General features: G+C 53.4%; 17 protein-coding genes and 1 other RNA gene. 8 read left to right on the forward strand and 10 right to left on the reverse strand.

Annotated elements, in window-relative coordinates; all coding sequences use genetic code 11:
• Positions 1-130: 130 nt before the first annotated feature.
• Positions 131-1,345, forward strand: a complete 1,215-nt coding sequence (locus ACM5QY_RS09350) for a nucleoside deaminase (RefSeq protein WP_416120379.1) — start codon at positions 131-133, stop codon at positions 1,343-1,345.
• A gap of 87 nt (positions 1,346-1,432) precedes the next feature.
• Here the strand turns inward: ACM5QY_RS09350 and ACM5QY_RS09355 are convergent, their stop codons facing one another.
• Both ACM5QY_RS09355 and ACM5QY_RS09360 read right to left on the reverse strand, forming a co-directional pair.
• A complete protein-coding gene (locus tag ACM5QY_RS09355) occupies positions 1,433-2,206 on the reverse strand; it encodes an amidohydrolase (RefSeq protein ID WP_416120380.1) in 774 nt (257 codons plus the stop codon).
• On the reverse strand, positions 2,194-3,354 hold the full coding sequence (locus tag ACM5QY_RS09360) for a pyridoxal phosphate-dependent aminotransferase (RefSeq protein WP_416120381.1): 1,161 nt from the start codon (positions 3,352-3,354) through the stop codon (positions 2,194-2,196). Before ACM5QY_RS09360 ends, ACM5QY_RS09355 begins: the two co-directional genes overlap by 13 nt.
• A 187-nt stretch (positions 3,355-3,541) precedes the next feature.
• Here ACM5QY_RS09360 and ACM5QY_RS09365 point away from each other — a divergent pair, with 187 nt between their 5' ends.
• From ACM5QY_RS09365 to ACM5QY_RS09375, 3 genes are read left to right on the forward strand one after another with little or no spacing between them, the layout of a single operon-like run.
• Positions 3,542-4,156: a methylthioribulose 1-phosphate dehydratase gene (locus ACM5QY_RS09365; RefSeq protein ID WP_416120382.1), complete on the forward strand. Its 615-nt coding sequence runs from the start codon at positions 3,542-3,544 to the stop codon at positions 4,154-4,156.
• Positions 4,153-4,839 (forward strand): acireductone synthase, encoded by a 687-nt coding sequence (mtnC, locus tag ACM5QY_RS09370; protein WP_416120383.1) that lies wholly within the window; start codon positions 4,153-4,155, stop codon positions 4,837-4,839. Before ACM5QY_RS09365 ends, mtnC begins: the two co-directional genes overlap by 4 nt.
• A gap of 11 nt (positions 4,840-4,850) precedes the next feature.
• Positions 4,851-5,396 (forward strand): 1,2-dihydroxy-3-keto-5-methylthiopentene dioxygenase, encoded by a 546-nt coding sequence (locus ACM5QY_RS09375; protein ID WP_416120384.1) that lies wholly within the window; start codon positions 4,851-4,853, stop codon positions 5,394-5,396.
• Between the two features lie 278 nt (positions 5,397-5,674).
• Here ACM5QY_RS09375 and ACM5QY_RS09380 read toward each other — a convergent pair.
• The 3 genes from ACM5QY_RS09380 to mtnA form a co-directional block, all read right to left on the reverse strand.
• Positions 5,675-5,796: non-coding RNA, RtT sRNA (locus ACM5QY_RS09380), on the reverse strand.
• 72 nt (positions 5,797-5,868) lie between these two features.
• Positions 5,869-6,102, reverse strand: a complete 234-nt coding sequence (locus tag ACM5QY_RS09385; protein ID WP_416120385.1) for a hypothetical protein — start codon at positions 6,100-6,102, stop codon at positions 5,869-5,871.
• Positions 6,103-6,166: 64 nt separating this feature from the next.
• Positions 6,167-7,195: an S-methyl-5-thioribose-1-phosphate isomerase gene (mtnA, locus tag ACM5QY_RS09390; RefSeq protein WP_416120386.1), complete on the reverse strand. Its 1,029-nt coding sequence runs from the start codon at positions 7,193-7,195 to the stop codon at positions 6,167-6,169.
• Positions 7,196-7,311: 116 nt separating this feature from the next.
• On the opposite strand from mtnA, the gene mtnK reads away from it, so the two are divergent.
• Positions 7,312-8,511 (forward strand): S-methyl-5-thioribose kinase, encoded by a 1,200-nt coding sequence (mtnK, locus tag ACM5QY_RS09395; RefSeq protein WP_416120387.1) that lies wholly within the window; start codon positions 7,312-7,314, stop codon positions 8,509-8,511.
• A 75-nt stretch (positions 8,512-8,586) separates the two neighbouring features.
• On the opposite strand, the gene ACM5QY_RS09400 is transcribed toward mtnK, so the two are convergent.
• Genes ACM5QY_RS09400 through ACM5QY_RS09415 form a run of 4 tightly spaced genes read right to left on the reverse strand, consistent with a single transcriptional unit; the run spans position 8,587 to position 13,991 of the window.
• Positions 8,587-10,608, reverse strand: a complete 2,022-nt coding sequence (locus ACM5QY_RS09400; protein ID WP_416120388.1) for a heparinase II/III domain-containing protein — start codon at positions 10,606-10,608, stop codon at positions 8,587-8,589.
• A gap of 19 nt (positions 10,609-10,627) precedes the next feature.
• Positions 10,628-11,848 carry an alginate lyase family protein gene (locus ACM5QY_RS09405; RefSeq protein WP_416120389.1) on the reverse strand — a complete coding sequence of 407 codons (1,221 nt, stop codon included), beginning with the start codon at positions 11,846-11,848 and terminating at the stop codon, positions 10,628-10,630.
• A gap of 46 nt (positions 11,849-11,894) precedes the next feature.
• Positions 11,895-12,653: an oligogalacturonate-specific porin KdgM family protein gene (locus tag ACM5QY_RS09410; protein WP_416120390.1), complete on the reverse strand. Its 759-nt coding sequence runs from the start codon at positions 12,651-12,653 to the stop codon at positions 11,895-11,897.
• Positions 12,654-12,701: 48 nt separating this feature from the next.
• Positions 12,702-13,991 carry an MFS transporter gene (locus ACM5QY_RS09415; RefSeq protein ID WP_416120391.1) on the reverse strand — a complete coding sequence of 430 codons (1,290 nt, stop codon included), beginning with the start codon at positions 13,989-13,991 and terminating at the stop codon, positions 12,702-12,704.
• Positions 13,992-14,379: 388 nt separating this feature from the next.
• Here ACM5QY_RS09415 and ACM5QY_RS09420 point away from each other — a divergent pair, with 388 nt between their 5' ends.
• Together ACM5QY_RS09420 and ACM5QY_RS09425 are read left to right on the forward strand one after the other, a co-directional pair.
• Positions 14,380-14,850: a YehS family protein gene (locus ACM5QY_RS09420; protein WP_416120392.1), complete on the forward strand. Its 471-nt coding sequence runs from the start codon at positions 14,380-14,382 to the stop codon at positions 14,848-14,850.
• A 294-nt stretch (positions 14,851-15,144) separates the two neighbouring features.
• Complete coding sequence (locus tag ACM5QY_RS09425; RefSeq protein ID WP_416120393.1) at positions 15,145-16,548, forward strand: carbohydrate porin; 1,404 nt, start codon at positions 15,145-15,147, stop codon at positions 16,546-16,548.
• Positions 16,549-16,745: 197 nt separating this feature from the next.
• Here the strand turns inward: ACM5QY_RS09425 and fadE are convergent, their stop codons facing one another.
• Positions 16,746-19,214, reverse strand: coding sequence for an acyl-CoA dehydrogenase FadE (gene fadE, locus ACM5QY_RS09430; protein WP_416120394.1), 2,469 nt, complete (start codon positions 19,212-19,214; stop codon positions 16,746-16,748).
• A 268-nt stretch (positions 19,215-19,482) separates the two neighbouring features.
• On the opposite strand from fadE, the gene lpcA reads away from it, so the two are divergent.
• Positions 19,483-20,064, forward strand: coding sequence for a D-sedoheptulose 7-phosphate isomerase (gene lpcA, locus ACM5QY_RS09435; protein WP_101079792.1), 582 nt, complete (start codon positions 19,483-19,485; stop codon positions 20,062-20,064).
• Positions 20,065-20,076 lie beyond the last annotated feature (12 nt).

The following is a 20,076-nucleotide window of genomic DNA, read 5'->3' on the forward strand; positions in this document are numbered from 1 at the left end:
TTTATAAAAACTACGCTTCGCGAATTACTGAATCTTAATCAATACACTTAATCTAACGGAAGGAATTAATATGTGTCATTGCAACTGTAATTCATTAAAAACAACAGCGGTTAAAGCAGGCGAAACGTATGTGACGGTCGAAGCGGCGGCCACTGCCGCGGCAGAACAGGCGCTGGTGGCCTATTGTCAGAATACGTTCAGCGTCGGCGGCGTTATGCTGGATGCCAGCGGTAATGTGCTGAATGCGATTAATAACAACGTGGTTAAAAATAATATGACCAGCGACCCGACGGCTCACGGTGAACGTCAGTTAATTGACTGGTATTACGCGCAGATTGAAGCCGGCGTTGATATGCCGCCACCGTCTGATATTACTATCGTGACGTCGCTGGATCCTTGCTGCATGTGTACCGGCTCTATTATTACCGGCGGGTTTAAGGTTATTTCTGCGGCTTTCGATACGTATTCCGGCATTAACTGGGATACCCTGGCGGATTTCCCGACGCTTTCGCCTGAACTGGCGAAGGTGGCAAAAAATACCTTCAGCTATCCGGCGGTTAACGGCAATAACTGTTTCTCACGCGCTGCGACTTCCGCACCGGTGCCGGATTTCTTCACGAATGATGTCATGGATGTTCAGACGGTGGCGCTGTGCGAAACGGCTTTCGATGCCACGCTGACGCAGGTCAAGGCCAGCATCAATACGGATCTCACGCCGGATCAGCTGAAAAACATCCAGGATTTACCCGCCGATAACCCGGTTGTGGTCGCGTTAAAAGCCCTTTATCCGGATGCACTGAGTTACACCGCACCGTCCCGCGGGCAGCCGGATGAAGGGCTGGCACCGTATCTGATTGCAGCCGCAAATCAGGATATTGCTCAGGGCGGCAAAGGGAATGCCGTGGCATTTCTCGATTATTACGGCAACCTGCTGATGTGCCTGTCGGGTAACGAAAAAGCCTCGCTGATTCAGACCGCGTTTTTGATGGTAACCCGTAATTATGCGCAGCTGCGTTATAACCTGCGAAGCAGCCTGAGTGACGATGAAGTGTTGCCTTATCTCGCCCACCCTAAATACGGCACGTTTGTCTTTGCGCATGGCCCGGATGAATCATCACACAGCCTGATTGAACTCGGCGCTTACGGTTCCACCATGGAAGGGGCGCTACCGCCGGAAAATCCGGATTCGTTCCAGTACGGTGTACCAACGATTTCGGAGGCCGAACTGGCCGCGTATTGCCAGAAATTGCCACCGTTATACAGCTCGGAAATTCAGGTGAATCCGCAGCAGGTGACGAATATCAACCTGATCAACGCGCTGATTGCCCGTTTACCGAAACCGTAATTTCTTCTGAGTAATCACCCATAAACAAAAGCCCACCGGCTGCCAATACAGCGGGTGGGCTTTCTGACGTTTATGGCCGTCGTGAATTTAATCGTGCAGCAGGAACGTATCGGAATCGCGCCATGCCGGGAAGGTTTCGCGGTAATCCTGCAACGCTTCCAGAGACAGTTCGGCGTCTATGATCGTTGCTGAACCCGCCCCGGCGCGCGCCAGCTCTTCGCCCAGCGGATTAATAATCAGGCTGTCGCCGCTGTAGTGATGGCCGTTATCGTCATCCCCGACGCGGTTACACCCGGCAACGTAGGCCTGATTTTCAATCGCACGCGCGGTCAGTAACGTTTGCCAGTGATGGCTGCGTCGGGCAGGCCAGTTGGCAACGTACAGCGCCAGATCGTAATCCTGCTGATTGCGCGAATAGACCGGGAAACGCAGGTCGTAACAGACTTGCGGCAGAATACGCCAGCCGCGCCATTCAACGATTTCGCGGCGTTTGCCCGGCACGTAATAATTGTGTTCGCCCGCCATGCGGAACAAATGGCGTTTGTCGTAAGAATGCACGTTGCCCTGCGGCTCAACCAGCAGGAAACGGTTCACCGCGCCATCGGGGGTGCTGAGCGCCACGCTGCCGCCTATCATTGCACCGAGTTTTTTCGCCCACTGATGCAGCCATTCCACTACGCGGGATTCCGGCAGCGCGCTGCCCGGTGCCTGCATGGCGAAACCGGTGGTGAACATTTCCGGCAGGATAATCAGGTCGCGGCCGGTCAGTGAACCCAGCAGGCCGTCGAAATGCGCGAGGTTGGCCTCGCCGTCCAGCCACACCAGCGGCTGTTGCAATACGGACAGTTTTAAAGTTGACACAGGCGCTCCGCAGCAGCGTCCAGCGTGGTTTCCTGTTTGGCAAAGCACAGCCGGATCAGTTTATGTGGGAAGGGCGCGACGCAAAATACCGACATCGGAATGGCCGCGACGCCCACATGTTCAGTCAGCCAGTGACAGAATGCAACATCGTCCAGATCCGAGACTTCGCTGTAATCCACCAGCAGGAAATACGTGCCCTGGCCTGGCAACACTTTCAGGCGGCTGTTCGCCAGACCTTGCGCCAGACGATCACGCTTGGCCTGATAAAACGCCGGTAATTCCTGCCAGTGCTCCGGCACTTCCCGCAGCATATCCGCCAGCGCCAGCTGAACCGGCGTGGTGATCGAAAACGTCAGATACTGGTGAACTTTGCGCAGTTCGGCGCTGATAATCGCGGGTGCGATGCAATAACCCACACGCCATCCGGTCATGTGATAGGTCTTGCCGAAAGAAGAGACCGCGATGGCGCGCTGACGCAGTTCCGGGTGGCGCAGCACGCTGGCGTGGCCTTCCGGCGCAAAGCAAATGTGCTCGTACACTTCATCACTGAGCACAAAAATGTGCTTATCCGCGATGGCCTGCCAGAGTTGCTCAACGTCGCGGTGGCTCCAGACCGTGGCCGACGGGTTGTGCGGCGTGTTGATGATCACCAGTTTGGTGCGGTCGGTAATCTGGTCGGCAAATTCCGCCCAGTTCACTTTGAATTCCGGCGGCTGGAGCTGAATACGCTTCATCACGCCGCCCGCCAGTTCAACTGCTGGCGCGTAACAATCGTAGCTCGGGTCAAAGGCAATCACTTCGTCACCTTTTGACACCAGCGCAGTGATGGCGATGTATAAGGATTCGGTGGCACCGGCGGTGATCGTGATGTCGGTATTGGCGTCCGGCGCGTAACCGTAAATCTGTTCCGTTTTCGCGGCAATCGCTTCACGTAATGGCGCGGTGCCGGTCATCGGTGCGTACTGATTTGCGCCCTGACTGACGTGGTACGCCAGACGGTTGCGCAGATATTCGGGGCCGTCGAAGTCAGGGAAACCCTGAGACAGGTTAATGGCGTTGTGCTTCTGCGCCAGGGCACTCATCTGAGTGAAAATGGTGGTGCCGAGGGAAGGAAGCTTACTTTCCGGGATCAGTGCGGCTGTGCTCATGGCGGGTCAATACTCCTGGACCGGTGCAGATAGCGATGTTGCTCACAATATAACACGATGTTAATATTTGGCAATCGAGATGCTTAGATGGCTAAATGCTAATTCAATCTAGGCCATATCAATTATTTATATATCGCGATTTTCACTCCGAACTCAGGCCCTCAACGCACGATTTTTCAGGATTACGATGACAGAGAATTTGCAACTGGGCGCGCTGCTGGCGGCCTGTCACTGGATTGGTCAGAAGGGCTGGAGCCCGGCGACAGGCGGGAATATGTCGGTCCGCGAGGGCGACAAACATTGCCTGATCACCGAATCGGGGAAGGACAAAGGCTCGCTGACCGCAGACGATTTTCTGCTGGTTGAACTGGAGAGCGGCCTCGCGCCAAGCGGACGTCGCCCGTCGGCGGAAACCGGCCTGCACACGATGCTCTATTCCCGCTATCCTGAAACAGGTGCGGTGCTGCATACACATTCGGTGAATTCGACCGTGTTGTCCCGCGTGGAACGCAGCAGTACGCTGGTGCTGGAAGGCTACGAAATGCAGAAATCGCTGAGCGGCCAGACAACGCACCTTGATCAGGTGGTGATCCCGATTTTCGACAACAGCCAGGATATCTCTGCGCTGGTGCAGAAGATTATTGCCAGCACAGAACACGCGCCGTTGCGGTATGGTTTTCTGTTGCGCGGTCACGGGCTGACCTGCTGGGGACAGGATGTGGCACAAGCGCGCCGCCATCTGGAAGGGCTGGAATTTCTGTTCCAGTGTGAACTGCAACGCCGCCTGCTGGAGGCCAAATGATCCGCGCCATCGTCACTGATATTGAAGGCACCACTACGGATATCCGTTTTGTGCATCAGGTGTTATTCCCTTATGCCCGTCAGCGCCTCGCCGAATTTCTGCGTCATCATCACGAAGCACCGGAAGTGGCGGCTGCGCTGAACGCATTACGCGCCGAAATCGACCGGCCACAGGCCAGCGTCGAAGCCCTGATTGAGCAGCTTTTTACCTACATGGACAACGACGTCAAATCGACGCCGCTGAAAGTGCTGCAGGGCATTATCTGGCGCACCGGTTATGAGAACGGTGATTTTCGCGGGCATTTGTACGCGGATGTTGCGCCGCAGTTAGAAGCCTGGAAAGCCGGCGGTTTGCGGCTCTGTGTTTATTCTTCCGGTTCCGTAGACGCGCAAAAACTGCTGTTTGGTTACAGCGATGCGGGCGACCTTACGCCGCTGTTCAGCGGATATTTCGACACCCGCGTCGGTGCCAAGCGCGAAACGGAATCCTACCAGAACATCGCCGAACAGCTGATTCTACCGCCCGCTGATTTACTGTTTTTATCGGACATCCGTCAGGAGCTGGATGCCGCGCGCTTAGCGGGCTGGCATACCTGTCAGCTGATCCGTGACGACGCTGACGAACTCAGCGATCACCTGCAAGTTAATCGTTTTGATCAGATAGCCTTAGAAACATTCTTATAAGAGGGTTGACCATGAGTGCATTAACGATTTTTAGTGACCAGGATCCTTCCGCGCCAGTCTGGGAAAGCCGTGACGGTGAGGCCATCGCTGCCGAACTGAGCAAGATTGACGTGCGTTTCGAACGCTGGCAGGCCGACCGTGATTTAGGCCAGAACCCGCAGCCGCAGGACGTCATCGCCGCCTATCAGCATGAAATCGACAAACTGGTGGAAGAGAAGGGCTATCAGAGCTGGGATGTGATCAGTATGCGCCCGGACAACGAACAGCGCGAAGTGCTGCGCACCAAATTCCTCTCCGAGCATACCCATGGCGAAGACGAAGTGCGTTTCTTCGTCGAAGGCGCGGGGCTGTTTTGCCTGCATCTGAACGGTAAGATTTTCCAGATCCTGTGCGAGAAAAACGATCTGATTTCCGTCCCCGCAAATACCCGCCACTGGTTTGATATGGGCGGTTCACCGTCGTTTACGGCGATTCGCGTTTTTGATAATCCGGAAGGATGGGTGGCACATTTCACTGGCGATGGTATCGCGGATAAGTACCCGAGGATGGGGGAATAAGCTTTTTAGAAAAGCTTTTAAAATTTCTTTTTAAGGTCAGGACCTTGGGTTGCCGGTCAAACTGGCCCAAAGGGACAGCTTAGCGTAAATTTCGGTTTTTCATGCGCGGTGATCGCTTAGCTCAGGTCAAGACCTTGGGTTGCCACCCAAACCGGCCTCAAGGAGCGCCTATCGCCGCGCCCCTTGAGAATCCCGGGCTCTTAAACTGCGCGCTACCGCTGGGTCGATGGACATGTTCTGCAACTTCGGCGTGTGGCGCGAAATCTTGCCGCTGCGCGGTGCCTTCCTCGAGGGGTTACTCGGCCTATGGCCTCGCCCTTCGGGTCGTCACTTCGTGACGCTGTCTCGCTTCGCTCGGCTCGAGCCTTGCGGTCTCGAACCCTCGGTCAGCAAAATTTCTGAGCGCGCCATCTCACCTATTTAAAAGACAAAACCATTCTGCTTTTGAATTTAGATAAGCCCCAGGCCGCTTTCAAAACGACGTCGAATGAACGGTGAGAAACAGCGAGAGTCTTTTTCCGAGCAGGTTCGAGCCTGAAATGAGAGCACCGCGCAGCGGCGGCGTTTGCGGCAATAACGGGTGTTGCTGAAACATAGCCAGCGAGCGATAGCGCGTGTTGAAAAAGCGGGGAGAAATCCAAAAGAGGGAAAGCACTTCCCTCTTTTGGTCGGTTTCGGCGCGAGCCGCTAAGCGATCACCGCACATGAAAAACCGAAATATTCTCGGTCAATTTTGAACGCTGCCCGCGGCTCAGCCCAGCCGCCAGCCGCTACTTTAAGGAAGCCGCGAAGATCCCTTCGCGCACCTGCGCAGGCGTCACCACCCCCACATCCAGCACCCATCCGCTGATGAGCTCCGCAGGTGTCACATCAAACGCCGGGTTGTAGACCTGCGCATCCGCCGGAGCCCACTGCACGGAACCAAAACTGCCGGAAACACCGGTGACTTCGCGGGCATCACGCTGCTCGATGGGGATGGCTGCGCCGTTCGGACAATGCGGATCGTGCGTGGTATGCGGCGCGGCGACGTAGAACGGGATGCCGTGGTATTTCGCCAGAACCGCCAGACTGTAAGTGCCGATTTTGTTGGCGACGTCGCCGTTGGCGGCGATGCGGTCAGCACCGACCCAGATGGCGTCGACGCGGTTTTGTGCCATCAGGCTGGCAGCCATCGAATCACAAATCAGCTGATACGGAATGCCCAGTTCGCCGAGTTCCCACGCGGTGAGGCGTCCGCCCTGCAATAACGGGCGCGTTTCATCGACCCAAACCTGTTCGACATTTCCCTGCTCATGCGCGCGGCGGATCACGCCAATCGCCGTGCCGACGCCCGCTGTCGCCAGACCACCGGTGTTGCAGTGGGTCAGCAAACGGCTGCCCGGCGTGACCCGCGTTGCACCGTGCGTCGCAATGCTTTCGCACAGCGCGCGGTCTTCATCCACCAGACGCAGCGCTTCAGCCGTCAGCGCGGTGACGAAATCGGGCTGCTGTAACGCGATTTTCATGCGTTCGAGATTGTTCATCAGGTTCACCGCCGTCGGGCGCGAGGCGCGAAGGACGTCCAGTGAATGCGCCAGTTCATCCTGCTTCATGCCCAGTTCAGCCAGCAACGCCAGTAGCAGGCTGGCGGATAAACCAATCAGCGGCGCACCGCGCACACGCAGGGTACGGATGTGATCCACCAGGTCGCTGACGTCGCGGCATTCGCGCCAGTCGGAACGCTGTGGCAGGGCCTGCTGATCGAGGATCCACAGTTGGTTTTCGCGGATACGTAAACTGGTGGTTGTGAGGCTTTGCATTGTTGGTTAAATCCTTGTTGCCCGGTTGCATCTGTTCACTTATTCTGCCAACATGTTTTACGGATGTATAGACGTCCAAACGCTTTAGCGTCTAAAAAAGAATTCGAGAGGTCAGGATGTCGCGCTACTACACATTTACCGCCGAAGATGCTGTTGAATATGCCCGTAAATACGGTGGCGTAGCAGATCCGCAGTCTCTGGTGACCGCCGATGAAATCGGTGACGGAAACCTGAATCTGGTGTTTAAAATTCGTGATACCACGGGCAAAAGCCGGGTGATCGTGAAACAGGCTTTGCCCTACGTGCGTTGCGTCGGGGAATCCTGGCCGCTGACGCTCGACCGTGCGCGCATCGAAGCGGAAACGCTGATCATTCACGGTCAGTATTGCCCGCAGCATACGGTGAAAGTGTTGTATCACGACGCGGAACTGGCGGTGATGGTGCAGGAAGATTTGTCAGATCATCAGATCTGGCGCAGTGAGCTGGTGCAGGGCAAATACTTCCCGCAGGCCGCCAGCCAGCTGGGTGAATATCTGGCGCAAACGTTATTCCATACCTCCGATTTTTATCAGAACGCGCAAACCAAGAAAGCCGAAGTTTCACGGTTTACCAATCCTGAACTTTGCCAGATCACCGAAGATCTGTTCTTTACCGATCCTTATGTCGATCACGAACGGAATAATTTTGATCCGGTTTTACAGCCGGAAGTCGGTGCGCTGCGTGCAGACAAACCCCTGCGTCTGGCGGTGGCGGCGCTCAAGCACCGTTTCCTGAGCAAGGCAGAAGCGTTGCTGCACGGCGATATCCACAGCGGCTCGATTTTTGTCGCCGAAGGCAAGCTGAAAGCCATTGATGCCGAGTTCGGTTATTACGGTCCTGTCGGTTTTGATCCGGGCTCGGCTATCGGTAATTTGTTGCTGAATTATTGCGGTTTGCCGGGGCTGGTGGGCGTGCGTGAAGCGGCTGACGGTCGCGAACAGCGTCTGAAAGATGTGCGCGAACTGTGGCTGAGTTTTTCCGAACGTTTCCTGCAACTGGCACGTGAAAAATCCCAGGATCCGACGCTGGCCGAACCGGGCTATGCCGACGCTTTCTTGCAGGAAGTCTGGCACGATGCCGTCGGGTATTGCGGCGCGGAGTTAATCCGTCGCACCATCGGGCTAGCGCACGTGGCCGATCTCGATTCTATCAAAGACGCCGCAATGCGAGCCGACTGCCAGCGCCACGCGCTGAGTCTGGGCAAATGGCTGATTCTGACCGCCGGGCAAATCAGTGACGTGGAATCCTTTATCGCGCGCATCCGCCAGTTCAGCTGAGGTTTGCGGATAAAAGGCGTGGATAAAAGTGAAAGCCGGTGCGTCTGCTCCGGCTTTTGATTACCCCTCTTTCACTTATGGCGGCGTGACGGTCATTTCCGGCTCGCGGGCTTCTTCCCCTAAAGACACGTTAATCGCGATTTTCCCCTGCCTGCTGAGGGCGGTAATATTTAGCGTCTGGCCGTCATCCGTTATCGTCACTTTTTCCAGCGGTTTTTCGACCGACAAATCGTACAGCGCCACCTGTAAAATCTGCGGCTGATAGCTTCTGGCAACCAGATAATTCAGTGAATGAGACGGCGGATTTCCCGGTGCTTTTCCCTGAAAAACCTCCCCCTCACCGTACAGCCAGACGGAAAATGCGCCGCTTTGCGTGGCAAAAAGATGCGGTAATACGCCCGCCAGCGGCCGGGTGCTGATATTCGTCATGTGCTGCAAAGGCCCGTCAGGAGAAAATTGCGTGCAGGTGTGCGGATAGGCACTCAGCGCTTCGGCATCGGCGTGTAAGATCCAGTCAACCTGTTGCCGATGCGGGTTTGATACTTGTGTAATATCGAGAATGATATCGCCTGCCATCAGTAAACGGCGGCGGCAGAACACATCCTGATAGGCCGCATTGTCCCATTTGATCTGCGTAAAACTGTCGGGCATTTTAGCCGGCGTTAACCAGTCAACACAGACATCCAGATACTGCATTTCGGGCGTGACGTGCCACTGTAAAACCCTCGGCGTTGCAGGCGGCTGGTTGGCCTGACTGATGCAAATTGTATTGTGCGTGGCGCTGTTTTTGTAATACCCCTCGTGTAAGGGCACGCCGTAACCCGTTGTGCCCAAATCGGGGAAGATCTCATTCCCGTGGTTAAACAGCATGATCCCCAGCCGGTCATAGTGGTCGTGTCCGCCGCCGTAGGGCGCGTGCTTAACAAGGAGCGCCCGCTGTCTGGTCACATCACGCATCACGGTTAATCCGATGCCGGGATGGTGGAACGAAGCTGCCGGTGGCAGGTTTCCCTTCACCGGCGGCAATTCTCTGACGCCGTAAAGCAGGGCATCGAGGTTTTCCCGCGATTTGTGCTGATAAATAACATGCAGCGCTTCGGCATAAAGGGGGGCTCCGACGTACCGCCAGCCAAATTCGTACAGATCACTTTGGGTCAGTTTTTCCTGTCCGGCGGTGCAGTCATTTAGCCGGGGTGTGGCACCGTCTGGCATCAGTAACGCCAGCGGCAGTGTCAGCATCTGCCGGTAATACGGCAAATCCATCAGGCTGTAAGGTGTGTTTCTTGCCAGTTTTTCGAAGGCAAAAAAGCCCTGTAATGCGTAAAAGTGATAGTGCAACGATCCTTCGAACCATAAACCCCCCGGCAGCAGAGCGTGCTCAAGCTGATAGCGTAATCCGTAGGGGCTGTTGACGGCAAAATCCAGATACCGTGGTTCGTCAATGACGGCACCGATGACGCCAAGCGTGGCGCTGATTTTCACCTCATGGTTATGCAACTGATCGTGGCGGTGACGCATCAGAAATTCAGCCCCCTCCCGCAGCAGGCGGGTTTCAATCAGCGCGCACTGTTGAGCCGAAAGCGCGTCGCGGACAAAGTCATAACCCAGTGCCAGTTGCAGATGGCAATTGGCCTCACAGAGTGTCTGCGCATTGGCCTTGCCGGGGCCGTTATACGGAATGCCGCCATGTTCCTGATAATCAGGATAATAACGGGCATAAGTCAGCAGCAGCGCGCTGACTTTCTCCAGATACCGCGCTTCGCCGGTCAGTTGCCACAGTAACCCCAGCTCCTGACAGGCTTTCGCATTCAGGCCATTCAGCCAGCGCCACCACGCGCCGTCGTAGGGCTCGCCCTCAAACAGATGGCCGTCTTCCGGGCAACGGTGAGAGTTTGGCGAGTCATAGCGCCACTCCAGGCGCACGCCGTGTTGAGGGCAATAATAGTAATGATTCCAGGTCGCGAGCGCGGTTTTCTGAACCACCAGCGGGTGATTCAGGACGACGGCGTTCTCTTTTTCCAGCGTGGCGATAACGTGCTGAAACGCGGGTAACCGTTCGCGGATTTCCTGCATTTCGTCCGGCGTAAATTGTTTCATCAGGAGACCGTCCTTGTCTTCAGCGCACCAGCGGCGCGGTGATGGTTAACAGGTTGATGTTATCAGGATAAGCCACGGACAACTGTTGTGCCTTCTCGCGAAACAACGCATTTTTCGGGTAAGCGTGCGCCGCTGCGATCATATTGCCAAGCGCTTCCTGAGCATCGAATTTCAGTTCCGCGAAAGGCCATTCAGCGGGTTTATCCAGAAACTGCGCCGGGACGGTCAGCGCCTGCTCCAGCCGGTGATCGTCTATCGCTGAATTCCACAAATCCACGCCTGTCAGTTCGCCGTAACGCGCCAGACGCTGAAATGCCGAAAGGGCGAACTGCGTGTAATGCCAGGAGCGGGTGCGCTCGGTTTCCGCCGTCAGGTAACCTTTCCGGTCAATTTGTGCAGTCAGATGGCGCAACATCGCGACGCGCATTTGTTGTTTTGCGACATCCGGGTGGTCGCTGAACAAGGAAAAGGCCACGACTTGTGCGTCATAGAATACCCCGTGGTTATTGTGCCAGTTGCCCTCCTCAAAGCCGTTGTCACTGGTCAGCAGCCACTGAGAGAAAGTGCCGTACCAGCGTTTGACGGCCTGAAAATCCGCTTCGCTCAGCGTATCTGCCGGGCGTATCAGCTCAATGCTGTCCATGACGTCAATCAGAACACGACTGTCGATGATGCCTATCCCACGTCCATCAACCACACCCGGAATCGCCTGTGCATAAGCCATATTCGGGTTCATCCGTGTCTGGCTGTTGATAAACCAGACGCGTGCCATTTCGGCAGCTTTGTCGGCATACGCTTTATTGCCGGAGAAGTAATACGCTAAGCCGAGTACGCGCAGGTCATCGCCGAAACGAACTAACCGCGTGCTGTCCGTGGCGTCGGTTTTGCTGTCAGGATTGGTTTTGCCGTCCTGACGGATATACGGCAGATGACTTGCCATATCCGGGTTTGGCCACCAGTAAGGCCCAAAACTGTAATAGTCATGCTTATCCCCGGAGGCGGGCAAAAGCGTTTTTTGGGTCACACTCAGCGCCGGTTGCTTAAGCGCTTTGTCTGCTGCTGACAGTAATGCCTGATATACAGGCAGCAGCGGGCTATTTTTCTGCGCAACCTGAGAACGGGTCCGGGCTAGTGTTGCGGCATCGTAAGTAAAACAACGCGAAGGGGCCGCGTGGGTTAACCCGCTGCACAGGAAAAGCAGCGCAGGGAGCGCGCGTAATGCCACATTTAATTTATTCATTCGGATTACTCGTGTTATTAATCATTCATTGTAAATCGCCCGGCGATCACAAGTTGAACGTGATACCTATGCGGTAACGTGATTCGGCTTTATTACCTTCACCCTCGTAATAACCCGTTTTATCCAGATAGTCATACTCGGCGTAATTACTGACGGTGTTATTCCATTTGTAGCGGACAGTGAAAGCATTTTCCGTTGACCAGGATTTACCGTTTTTATATTCGTAATCCGCACTGGAATGGCGATAAACGGTGCCCTGATAATTCAGGCTCCATGTCGGATTTATTTTATACCCCAAATACAAATCCAGACGGTTGACGCTATCCCGATGAAGTTCGTCATCCGTATTTTTGGTTTCGTAGTCGTTATAATCATAACGGTATCGCAATCCTGAATTCAGATTTTCGCTAATTTTATAATTCAGACGAATATAGGGGCGGAGCTGTGTTCCGTTACTGCTCCAGTGAAGAATTCCGCCGGGTTGTAAACTCCATTTATCATCCAGCTTATACGTGTAATTGGTTTCGATCTCATTATAGTCTGTTGTGATATCTCCCAGGGAATGCGCGCTGTCACTTTTATCTGTGCCATTCGGCCCGCGTTCGTTGTTTTTATTGTCCTTATTATCCGTTTCCATACTGGCCCACCAACCACTTTTCCAGATTTGGCTGACTTTAAATCGGGATTCATACACATGGCTTGCGGCTTTATATCCGCCGCGCACATCAAAAGTGACGGCGTGCCCGAATAATGGCAATAGGGTTACTAAACCACAGGCTATGCGCAGTGGCGATGTGATATTCATATTAATGTCCTTGTAACTTTAATTTTTCGCGATGATTTTTATATCAGACTACGAGTTTTTAATTCCGGTATGAGGATGCGCTGAGTGAGTTTTTAAAGGGTCGCGCACCAGCATCCATAAGAAAAATGCGCCAATGAGATCAAAGAACCCTAAGCCAACAAAGAAGGCGGTATAGCCGACGGTGGCGACAGTTGCCCCGAGAAACAGCGAGAACAGGAAGTTGCCTGTCCCCCCTGAAAGTGCCGCAAAACCGGTCACCGTACCCACCTCATTTTTGTTGAACAGGTCCGCAGACATGGTAATCACGGTGATCGAAAGACACTGGTGTGCAAAGCCTGCAATGCAAAACAGAGCAATCGCGATGTAGACATTGCTGACCAGTCCGACGCCTGCCATAGACAACATCAGCACGGCCGCGAAGGTGAATGTGATTCGGCGGGCATTGATGATGGAGATGCCGCGTGCGTTTAATATCCGGCACATAAAGCCTGAGAACATGCAGCCAAAGTCGGAGGCGAGGAAGGGCAGCCACGCAAAAATCGCAATTTCATGCAGATCCATATGGCGCACAGTGACCAGGTATAAAGGCATCCAGTAATGTAATGTTCCCCATGCCGGATCTGCCATAAAACGGGGCAGGGATATTCCCCAGAGGTTACGGTTTCCCAGCATTTCTTTTAAAGGGGTACGGCGCGGTTTTATGGCCTGAGTATTAACCGGTTCTTGCCCGCTATGTATATAGTTAATTTCTTCCTGCGTCATGGACTTATGTTTTTCGGGCGACTGATAAAATACCAGCCACATAATGACCCATATCAACCCGACAGCACCGGTAATGACAAAAGACATTTCCCAGTTATATTCTAAAATTGCCCAGACCACCAAAGGCGGTGCCAGCATTGCGCCAAGGGATGTACCGGTGCTGTATAACCCACAGGCAATTCCGCGTTCTTTCGCCGGAAACCATTCTGCCACAACTTTCATTCCGCCCGGATTTGCTGTGGATTCTGCCACGCCCATTAATCCGCGCAGGAACGCTAAAGGTTGCCATGAACCTGCAAAGCCGTGAGCCATATTAAATATCGACCAGGCCACTGCAAAAACTGCAAACCCCACTTTTAAACCTATTATATCGATAATATAACCGACAACCGGAGCGCCTAATGCATAGGTAGCCTGAAATGCACTGACGATGTAAGAGTATTCCTGCTGGCTAATCCCCAGGTCTTTAATTAACGTGGGCGCTGCCACCCCAAGTGCACTGCGTGATAAATAGTTGGTGATAGTTCCCAGCGTCACTAACGCTATTATCCACCACCGTAGTCCTTTGATTTTCATATGCCATCCTGCATCTGATGAGTTATTTGTGTTACGGGTTTTATATAAATGAAACGCTGTTTTAGTATTTGCTTCTTATGCGGTTTAGGCAACAGAAAGTAATGTGAGCTATCTCAAATTAAATTAGATCTATTGAGGTGATGAATTAATAATTTCCATTTGGATTTTATATATATGCACTAAACTAAGACGGAGAGGCCATATCTCCCGGCGAAGAAAAGGCGTGGAGAAGTCGCTGATTTTTCCCTCCGGAGGCGCGAAACTGCGAAATTTGCCACAATTAACAGGCGACCCGCGCGCGCAGCCTTGTATAATGCCCGCCTTCGAGGTGCGTAGGGGTAAACCCGGTGGCATTTCCTCGGTTTACTTTTAACAGGAATACAGAATTATGATGCATAACCATGTCTTGCGCAGCGTGCGCTACATGCTGGATTTGAGCGAAGGCCAGGTCATTGAAATCCTCAAAACCACCGGCACGCCGGTCAGCCCTGAAGTGATGTCCCGTTATCTGAAAAAAGAAGACGAAGAAGGGTATATGGAAGTGCCTGACGAAGTGATGGCGAACTTCCTGAACGGGCTGATTGTGTTCAAACGCGGTAAAGACGATCGCTTCCCGGCACCGGAAGTGGAAAAGCGTCTGACCAACAACATCATGCTGAAAAAACTGCGCGTGGCGTTTGAGCTGAAAACCGAAGACATGATTGCTGTGCTGACCACGGCAGATTTCAAGGTTTCAGAAGGCGAACTGAGCGCATTCTTCCGTAAGGAAGGGCACAAAAACTACCGTCCGTGCGGCGATCAGGTTCTGCGCTACTTCCTGAAAGGGCTGACGGCGAAAATTCGTCCTAAGAAAAGTTAAGTATTAAACATTCGGCTGATAAATAGTTTCAGCATAATGTATCTAAATAAAATAATAAGCGGGATGTTGTGAATATCAGCATCCCGTTTTTACGTTTATTGGTTTTGTAAGGATGAAATTTCGTTAATACAGTTTTACTTCACGTTTCCCTGTTTTATTTTTGACAGCTTATTCTGCCAGAATCTATCTTCAATTCTCATTATGTAATCTCTGGATACTATTTTAATAAAAACAAAACAGCGTCGTTAATTTATATCGGCGGTTTGATTTTGTATTGAAAAGGATATCGTAATTATGAGAAAGATTAAGACGCTGGCATTATTGGTGGGGATCGCCGTGTCAGGTTCAGCGATGGCAGCAGGTTCTTCAACCAGTCTGGAAGCGCGTATGGCACAGCTTGAGCAGCGCCTGCAACTGGCGGAAGCACGCGCGGAATCGGCCGAGAAGCAAATCCAGCAACTGAAAAAACAGGATGTAAAACGTGAGCAGGAAATTGCCAGTGTGAAAGAAGCCACGCCGGTAGAAGTAAAAACAGACGGTATCTCCAAGGATAAATTATTAACGTTAAATGGTTTTGATAATCTGAAACTCTACGGCGATGTGGAGTTTAACGTTGACGGTGCAAGCCGCAGCGGACAATTAATTTCGGCGAAAAATGGTGACAGTAATAAATGGAATGGCGGCAATGAACGCTGGGATGTGAATGGCCGTTTGTTAATCGGGCTTGATGGTTATCGCCGGAATGAAAAAGGGCAATTCTCCGGATTCTCCGTGCAACCGACCGCCGATTTAAACGGCTCGATGAATGTCGATGACGCGGCATTCTTCTTCGGTGAAGAGCAAAACTGGATGGCAAAAATCGGCCGCTTCGAAGCGTACGATATGTTCCCGCTGAATCAGGATACCTTTATCGAATACTCCGGGAACACTGCCAATGACCTGTACGCAGACGGCTACGGCTATGTGTACATGATGAAAGAAGGGCGCGGACGCAGTGACAGCGGCGGCAACATCCTGCTGAACAAAACGCTCGGCAACTGGTACTTCGAGCTGAATACGCTGATGGAAAACGGGACGTCGCTGTTTGCCGATCAGAACTACCACGGCAACAAGCTGGAACAGGATAAAAACGTCGCGTATTTGCGTCCGATTATCGCCTGGAAAGGGGATGTGTTCTCGGTGGCGGCGGCAATGGAAACCAACGTGGTCAACAACGCTTACGGCTATAAGAATGATCAGGGCGAAACCATTGATCAGTCCAAACGTAACGGTTACGGCATGACCATGACCTGGAACGGTCAGAAAGCGGATCCGGAAAACGGCATCGTCGCGAACCTGAGCACGGCGTATATGGACGCCTCGGATGAGAAAGATTTCACGGTCGGCACCAATGCGTTGTGGAAGAACTTTGAGCTGGGCTATATCTACGCGCACAACCGCATTGAAGAATTTAATGCCAACGGTTTACGGCCAATGAATAACGAAAACGCCGGCGATGACTGGTTCAGCGAGCCGGGCAGCTACGATATTCATACCATCCACGCCAGTTATCTCATTCCGAACGTGATGGACATGAAAAACTTCAATGTCTATCTGGGCGCGTATGTGTCGATGCTGGAAGCGGATAAAAATTATAGCAACGATAATGACAGCGACCAGCGGTATGGCGGGCGTGTTCGCTTTAAATACTTCTTCTGATTACCCTTCATACTTCAGGCCGCAGATGCGTTGGCTGCGCGCACTTACCCCGGTCACATAGTTATCTATGCTCCCGGGGATGCGTTTACTTGCCGCCTTCCTGCGACCCGAATTATTTAGGGTAATCTGGAAGGATATGAAAAGAAAAAGCCTGAGTGCGCAACCACTCAGGCTTTTTTGTCGGTGAATTTTAAGGATTATGCCGCTTCGGTATGGCGCGGTTTGGCGTCATCCTTTTTTGCGCTTTCTTGCTCCGCTTGCGGCTTTTTGGCGGCCAGTTCGTCCGGCTCAAACTCATCGACGTTAATGGAACGCAGACGGCTTTCTTCCGCACGGCTGAGAATACGTGCATCGTCGGCGCTGATATGACCGGCATCCAGACCTTTTTGCGCCAGAATATCCAGACGTGTAAACGGCAGTTTTTTGCCCATCGCATCGCACAGACGTTTATGCACCGGCTCAGCGGCCAGAATATCCAGCAACGCCTGCTCCAGCAGCCCGACCGGGTTGTGTTCGCTTGGCGTCAGATACTGACCGCGACCAATACGGCTGCGCGTCGCAGAAGGTACCTGCAGAATGCGCGCCAGTTCGTGATCCAGACGATCCGACGGTGCCGCGTGCGAACGGCCCAGCGGGAAAATCACCAGACGCATCACACCTGCCACAAACGCATTCGGGAAGTTACGCAGCAGGTCGTCGATAGCCACTTCGGCCTGATGCAGACAATCCTGCACGCCCCAGTGAACCAGCGGTAAATCAGCCTCGTTGCAACCTTCTTCGTCATAACGTTTCAGCGTCGCCGTCGCCAGGTACATCTGGCTGAGAATATCGCCGAGACGGGCGGAAATGCGCTCGCGACGTTTCAGACTGCCGCCCAGCACGCCCATCGACACGTCAGCCAGCAGCGCGAGGTTCGCGCTCAGGCGGTTAATGTGCTGGTAATAGCGGGCGGTTTTATCGTTAACCGGCGTATCGCTGGTGCGGCCGTTGGTCAGGCCGAGCCAGAAGCTGCGCACTTTGTTACTACCGACGTGGCCAAGGTGCCCGAAAAGCGCACGATCGAAATCGTCCAGATCGTTTTTCTCCGCCGCCGCCATTTCACGCAGAACGTAAGGATGGCAACGGATAGCGCCCTGACCGAAGATGATCATGCTGCGGGTCAGAATGTTGGCACCTTCCACGGTGATGGCAATTGGCGCGCCCTGATAGGTACGGGCCACAAAGTTGCTTTTGCCGAGCATAATGCCTTTACCACCGGTGATGTCCATCGCATCCATGACGGCGCGCTGTCCACGATGGGTACAGTGATATTTCACAATCGCCGACAGCACCGCCGGTTTTTCACCGAGCATAATGCCGTTGGTGATGAGCGTCGCGGCGGCGTCCATCACGTAAGCGTTACCGGCAATACGCGCCAGCGGTTCTTCGATGCCTTCCATTTTGCCGATGGGCAGTTTGAACTGACGACGAATATAAGCGTAAGCGCCGGTCGCCAGCGCCAGTGATTTCAGGCTGCCGGTGGAGTTAGACGGCAATGTAATGCCACGGCCCACGGACAGACATTCAACCAGCATACGCCAGCCCTGACCGGCCATTTTCGGGCCGCCGATGATGTAATCGATAGGCACGAAAATATCGTTACCGCGCGTCGGGCCGTTCTGGAAAGGCACGTTCAGCGGGAAGTGACGATGACCGATTTCCACGCCTTTCGTATCCGTTGGGATCAGCGCACAGGTAATGCCCAGGTCCGTTTCACTGCCGAGCAGATGGTCCGGATCTTTGAGTTTAAACGCCAGACCGAGCACGGTGGCGATGGGTGCGAGCGTGATGTAACGCTTGTTCCAGGTCAGGCGCATACCGAGCACTTCTTTGCCCTGCCACTGGCCTTTACAGACGATACCGAAATCCGGAATCGCCCCGGCATCAGACCCGGCTTCCGGGCTGGTCAGTGCAAAACACGGAATTTCCAGACCCAGCGCCAGACGCGGCAGGTAGTGGTCTTTCTGTTCTTCAGTGCCGTAATGTTGCAGCAATTCGCCCGGCCCGAGGGAGTTCGGCACGCCGACGGTGATCGCCAGAATCCCGGACACACCCGCCAGTTTCTGTAACACGCGGGCCTGAGCATAAGCGGAGAATTCCAGACCGCCGTACTCTTTCTTTATGATCATCGCGAAGAAGCGGTGTTCTTTCAGGTACGCCCACAGTTCCGGCGGTAAATCGGCCAGTTCGTGGGTGATCTCAAAGTCGTTCGCCATACGGCAGGCTTCTTCCACCGGGCCGTCAATAAAGCGCTGTTCTTCTTCGGTCAGTTGTTGTTCCGGGTAATCCTGCAATTTTCTCCAGTCCGGCTTACCGCCGAACAGATCGCCTTCCCACCAGGTGGTACCGGCTTCAATCGCTTCTTTTTCCGTGCGTGACATGGCGGGCATCACTTTACGAAAGGTGCGAAGTGCCGGTGCGGAGAACAATGCGCGGCGCAACGCGGGTACATTGAATGGCAGCAGGATAATCGCCAGAGGCAGTAACAGCCACAGCGTCCACAGATGAACAGCGCCCATGGCAGCGGTAAATGCCAGTAAAATCAGGCTGCTAAAGGCAAGATTGACCTTGTGATAGAACAACGCACCAAGGATCACGACAAATGCAACAATGCTAAGAACCATCATAGTAAAGCTCCTGAGTAGTAGGAGGTCTGACCTGTTGTAGGGATACAATGGTTTTAGTCCATGCTCATTTCTTTATCAATGTGTTTACATACTAATTACAACGCAGCTCACAAACCGGCCGCACTAAGCGTCAAAAACAGAAACTATAAGAATCATTACCGCTTCATTGCTTCTCGCAGTTTCGGCTTTCCGTTAAACTGCTCAGCGGAACGTTTTATTGCTATCGGCCGGCCACAGCTGGCTGCAAATGGACATAAAAGAGGCTGCTATGTACCAGGATATTATCCGTACTGAACTGAACGAAGCTGCTGCTACGCTGAATAAATTCATCAGCGATCCGGCAAATATTGAGTCTATTCAACGTGCAGCAGTGCTGCTGGCCGATTCTTTCAAGGCGGGTGGGAAAGTGATTTCCTGCGGTAACGGCGGTTCACACTGTGACGCTATGCATTTTGCTGAAGAACTGACCGGCCGCTACCGTGAAAACCGTCCGGGCTATCCGGCGATTGCGATTTCCGACGTCAGCCACATCTCCTGCGTGGGCAACGATTTCGGTTACGAATATATCTTCTCCCGTTATCTGGAAGCCGTAGGCCAGAAAGGCGATGTGCTGTTGGGCATCTCTACATCCGGCAATTCCGGTAACGTGATCAAAGCGATTGAAGCTGCGCGCGCCAAAGGCATGAAAGTCATTACCCTGACCGGTAAAGACGGCGGCAAAATGGACGGTTCCGCAGACGTGGAAATCCGCGTGCCGCATTTTGGCTTCGCTGACCGCGTGCAGGAAATCCACATTAAAGTCATTCATATTTTAATTCTCTTGATCGAAAAAGAGATGGCGAAGGCGTAAGGCCTTTGTTGT

Source organism: Rahnella sp. PCH160, from assembly GCF_047784855.1.
Lineage (GTDB): Bacteria > Pseudomonadota > Gammaproteobacteria > Enterobacterales > Enterobacteriaceae > Rahnella.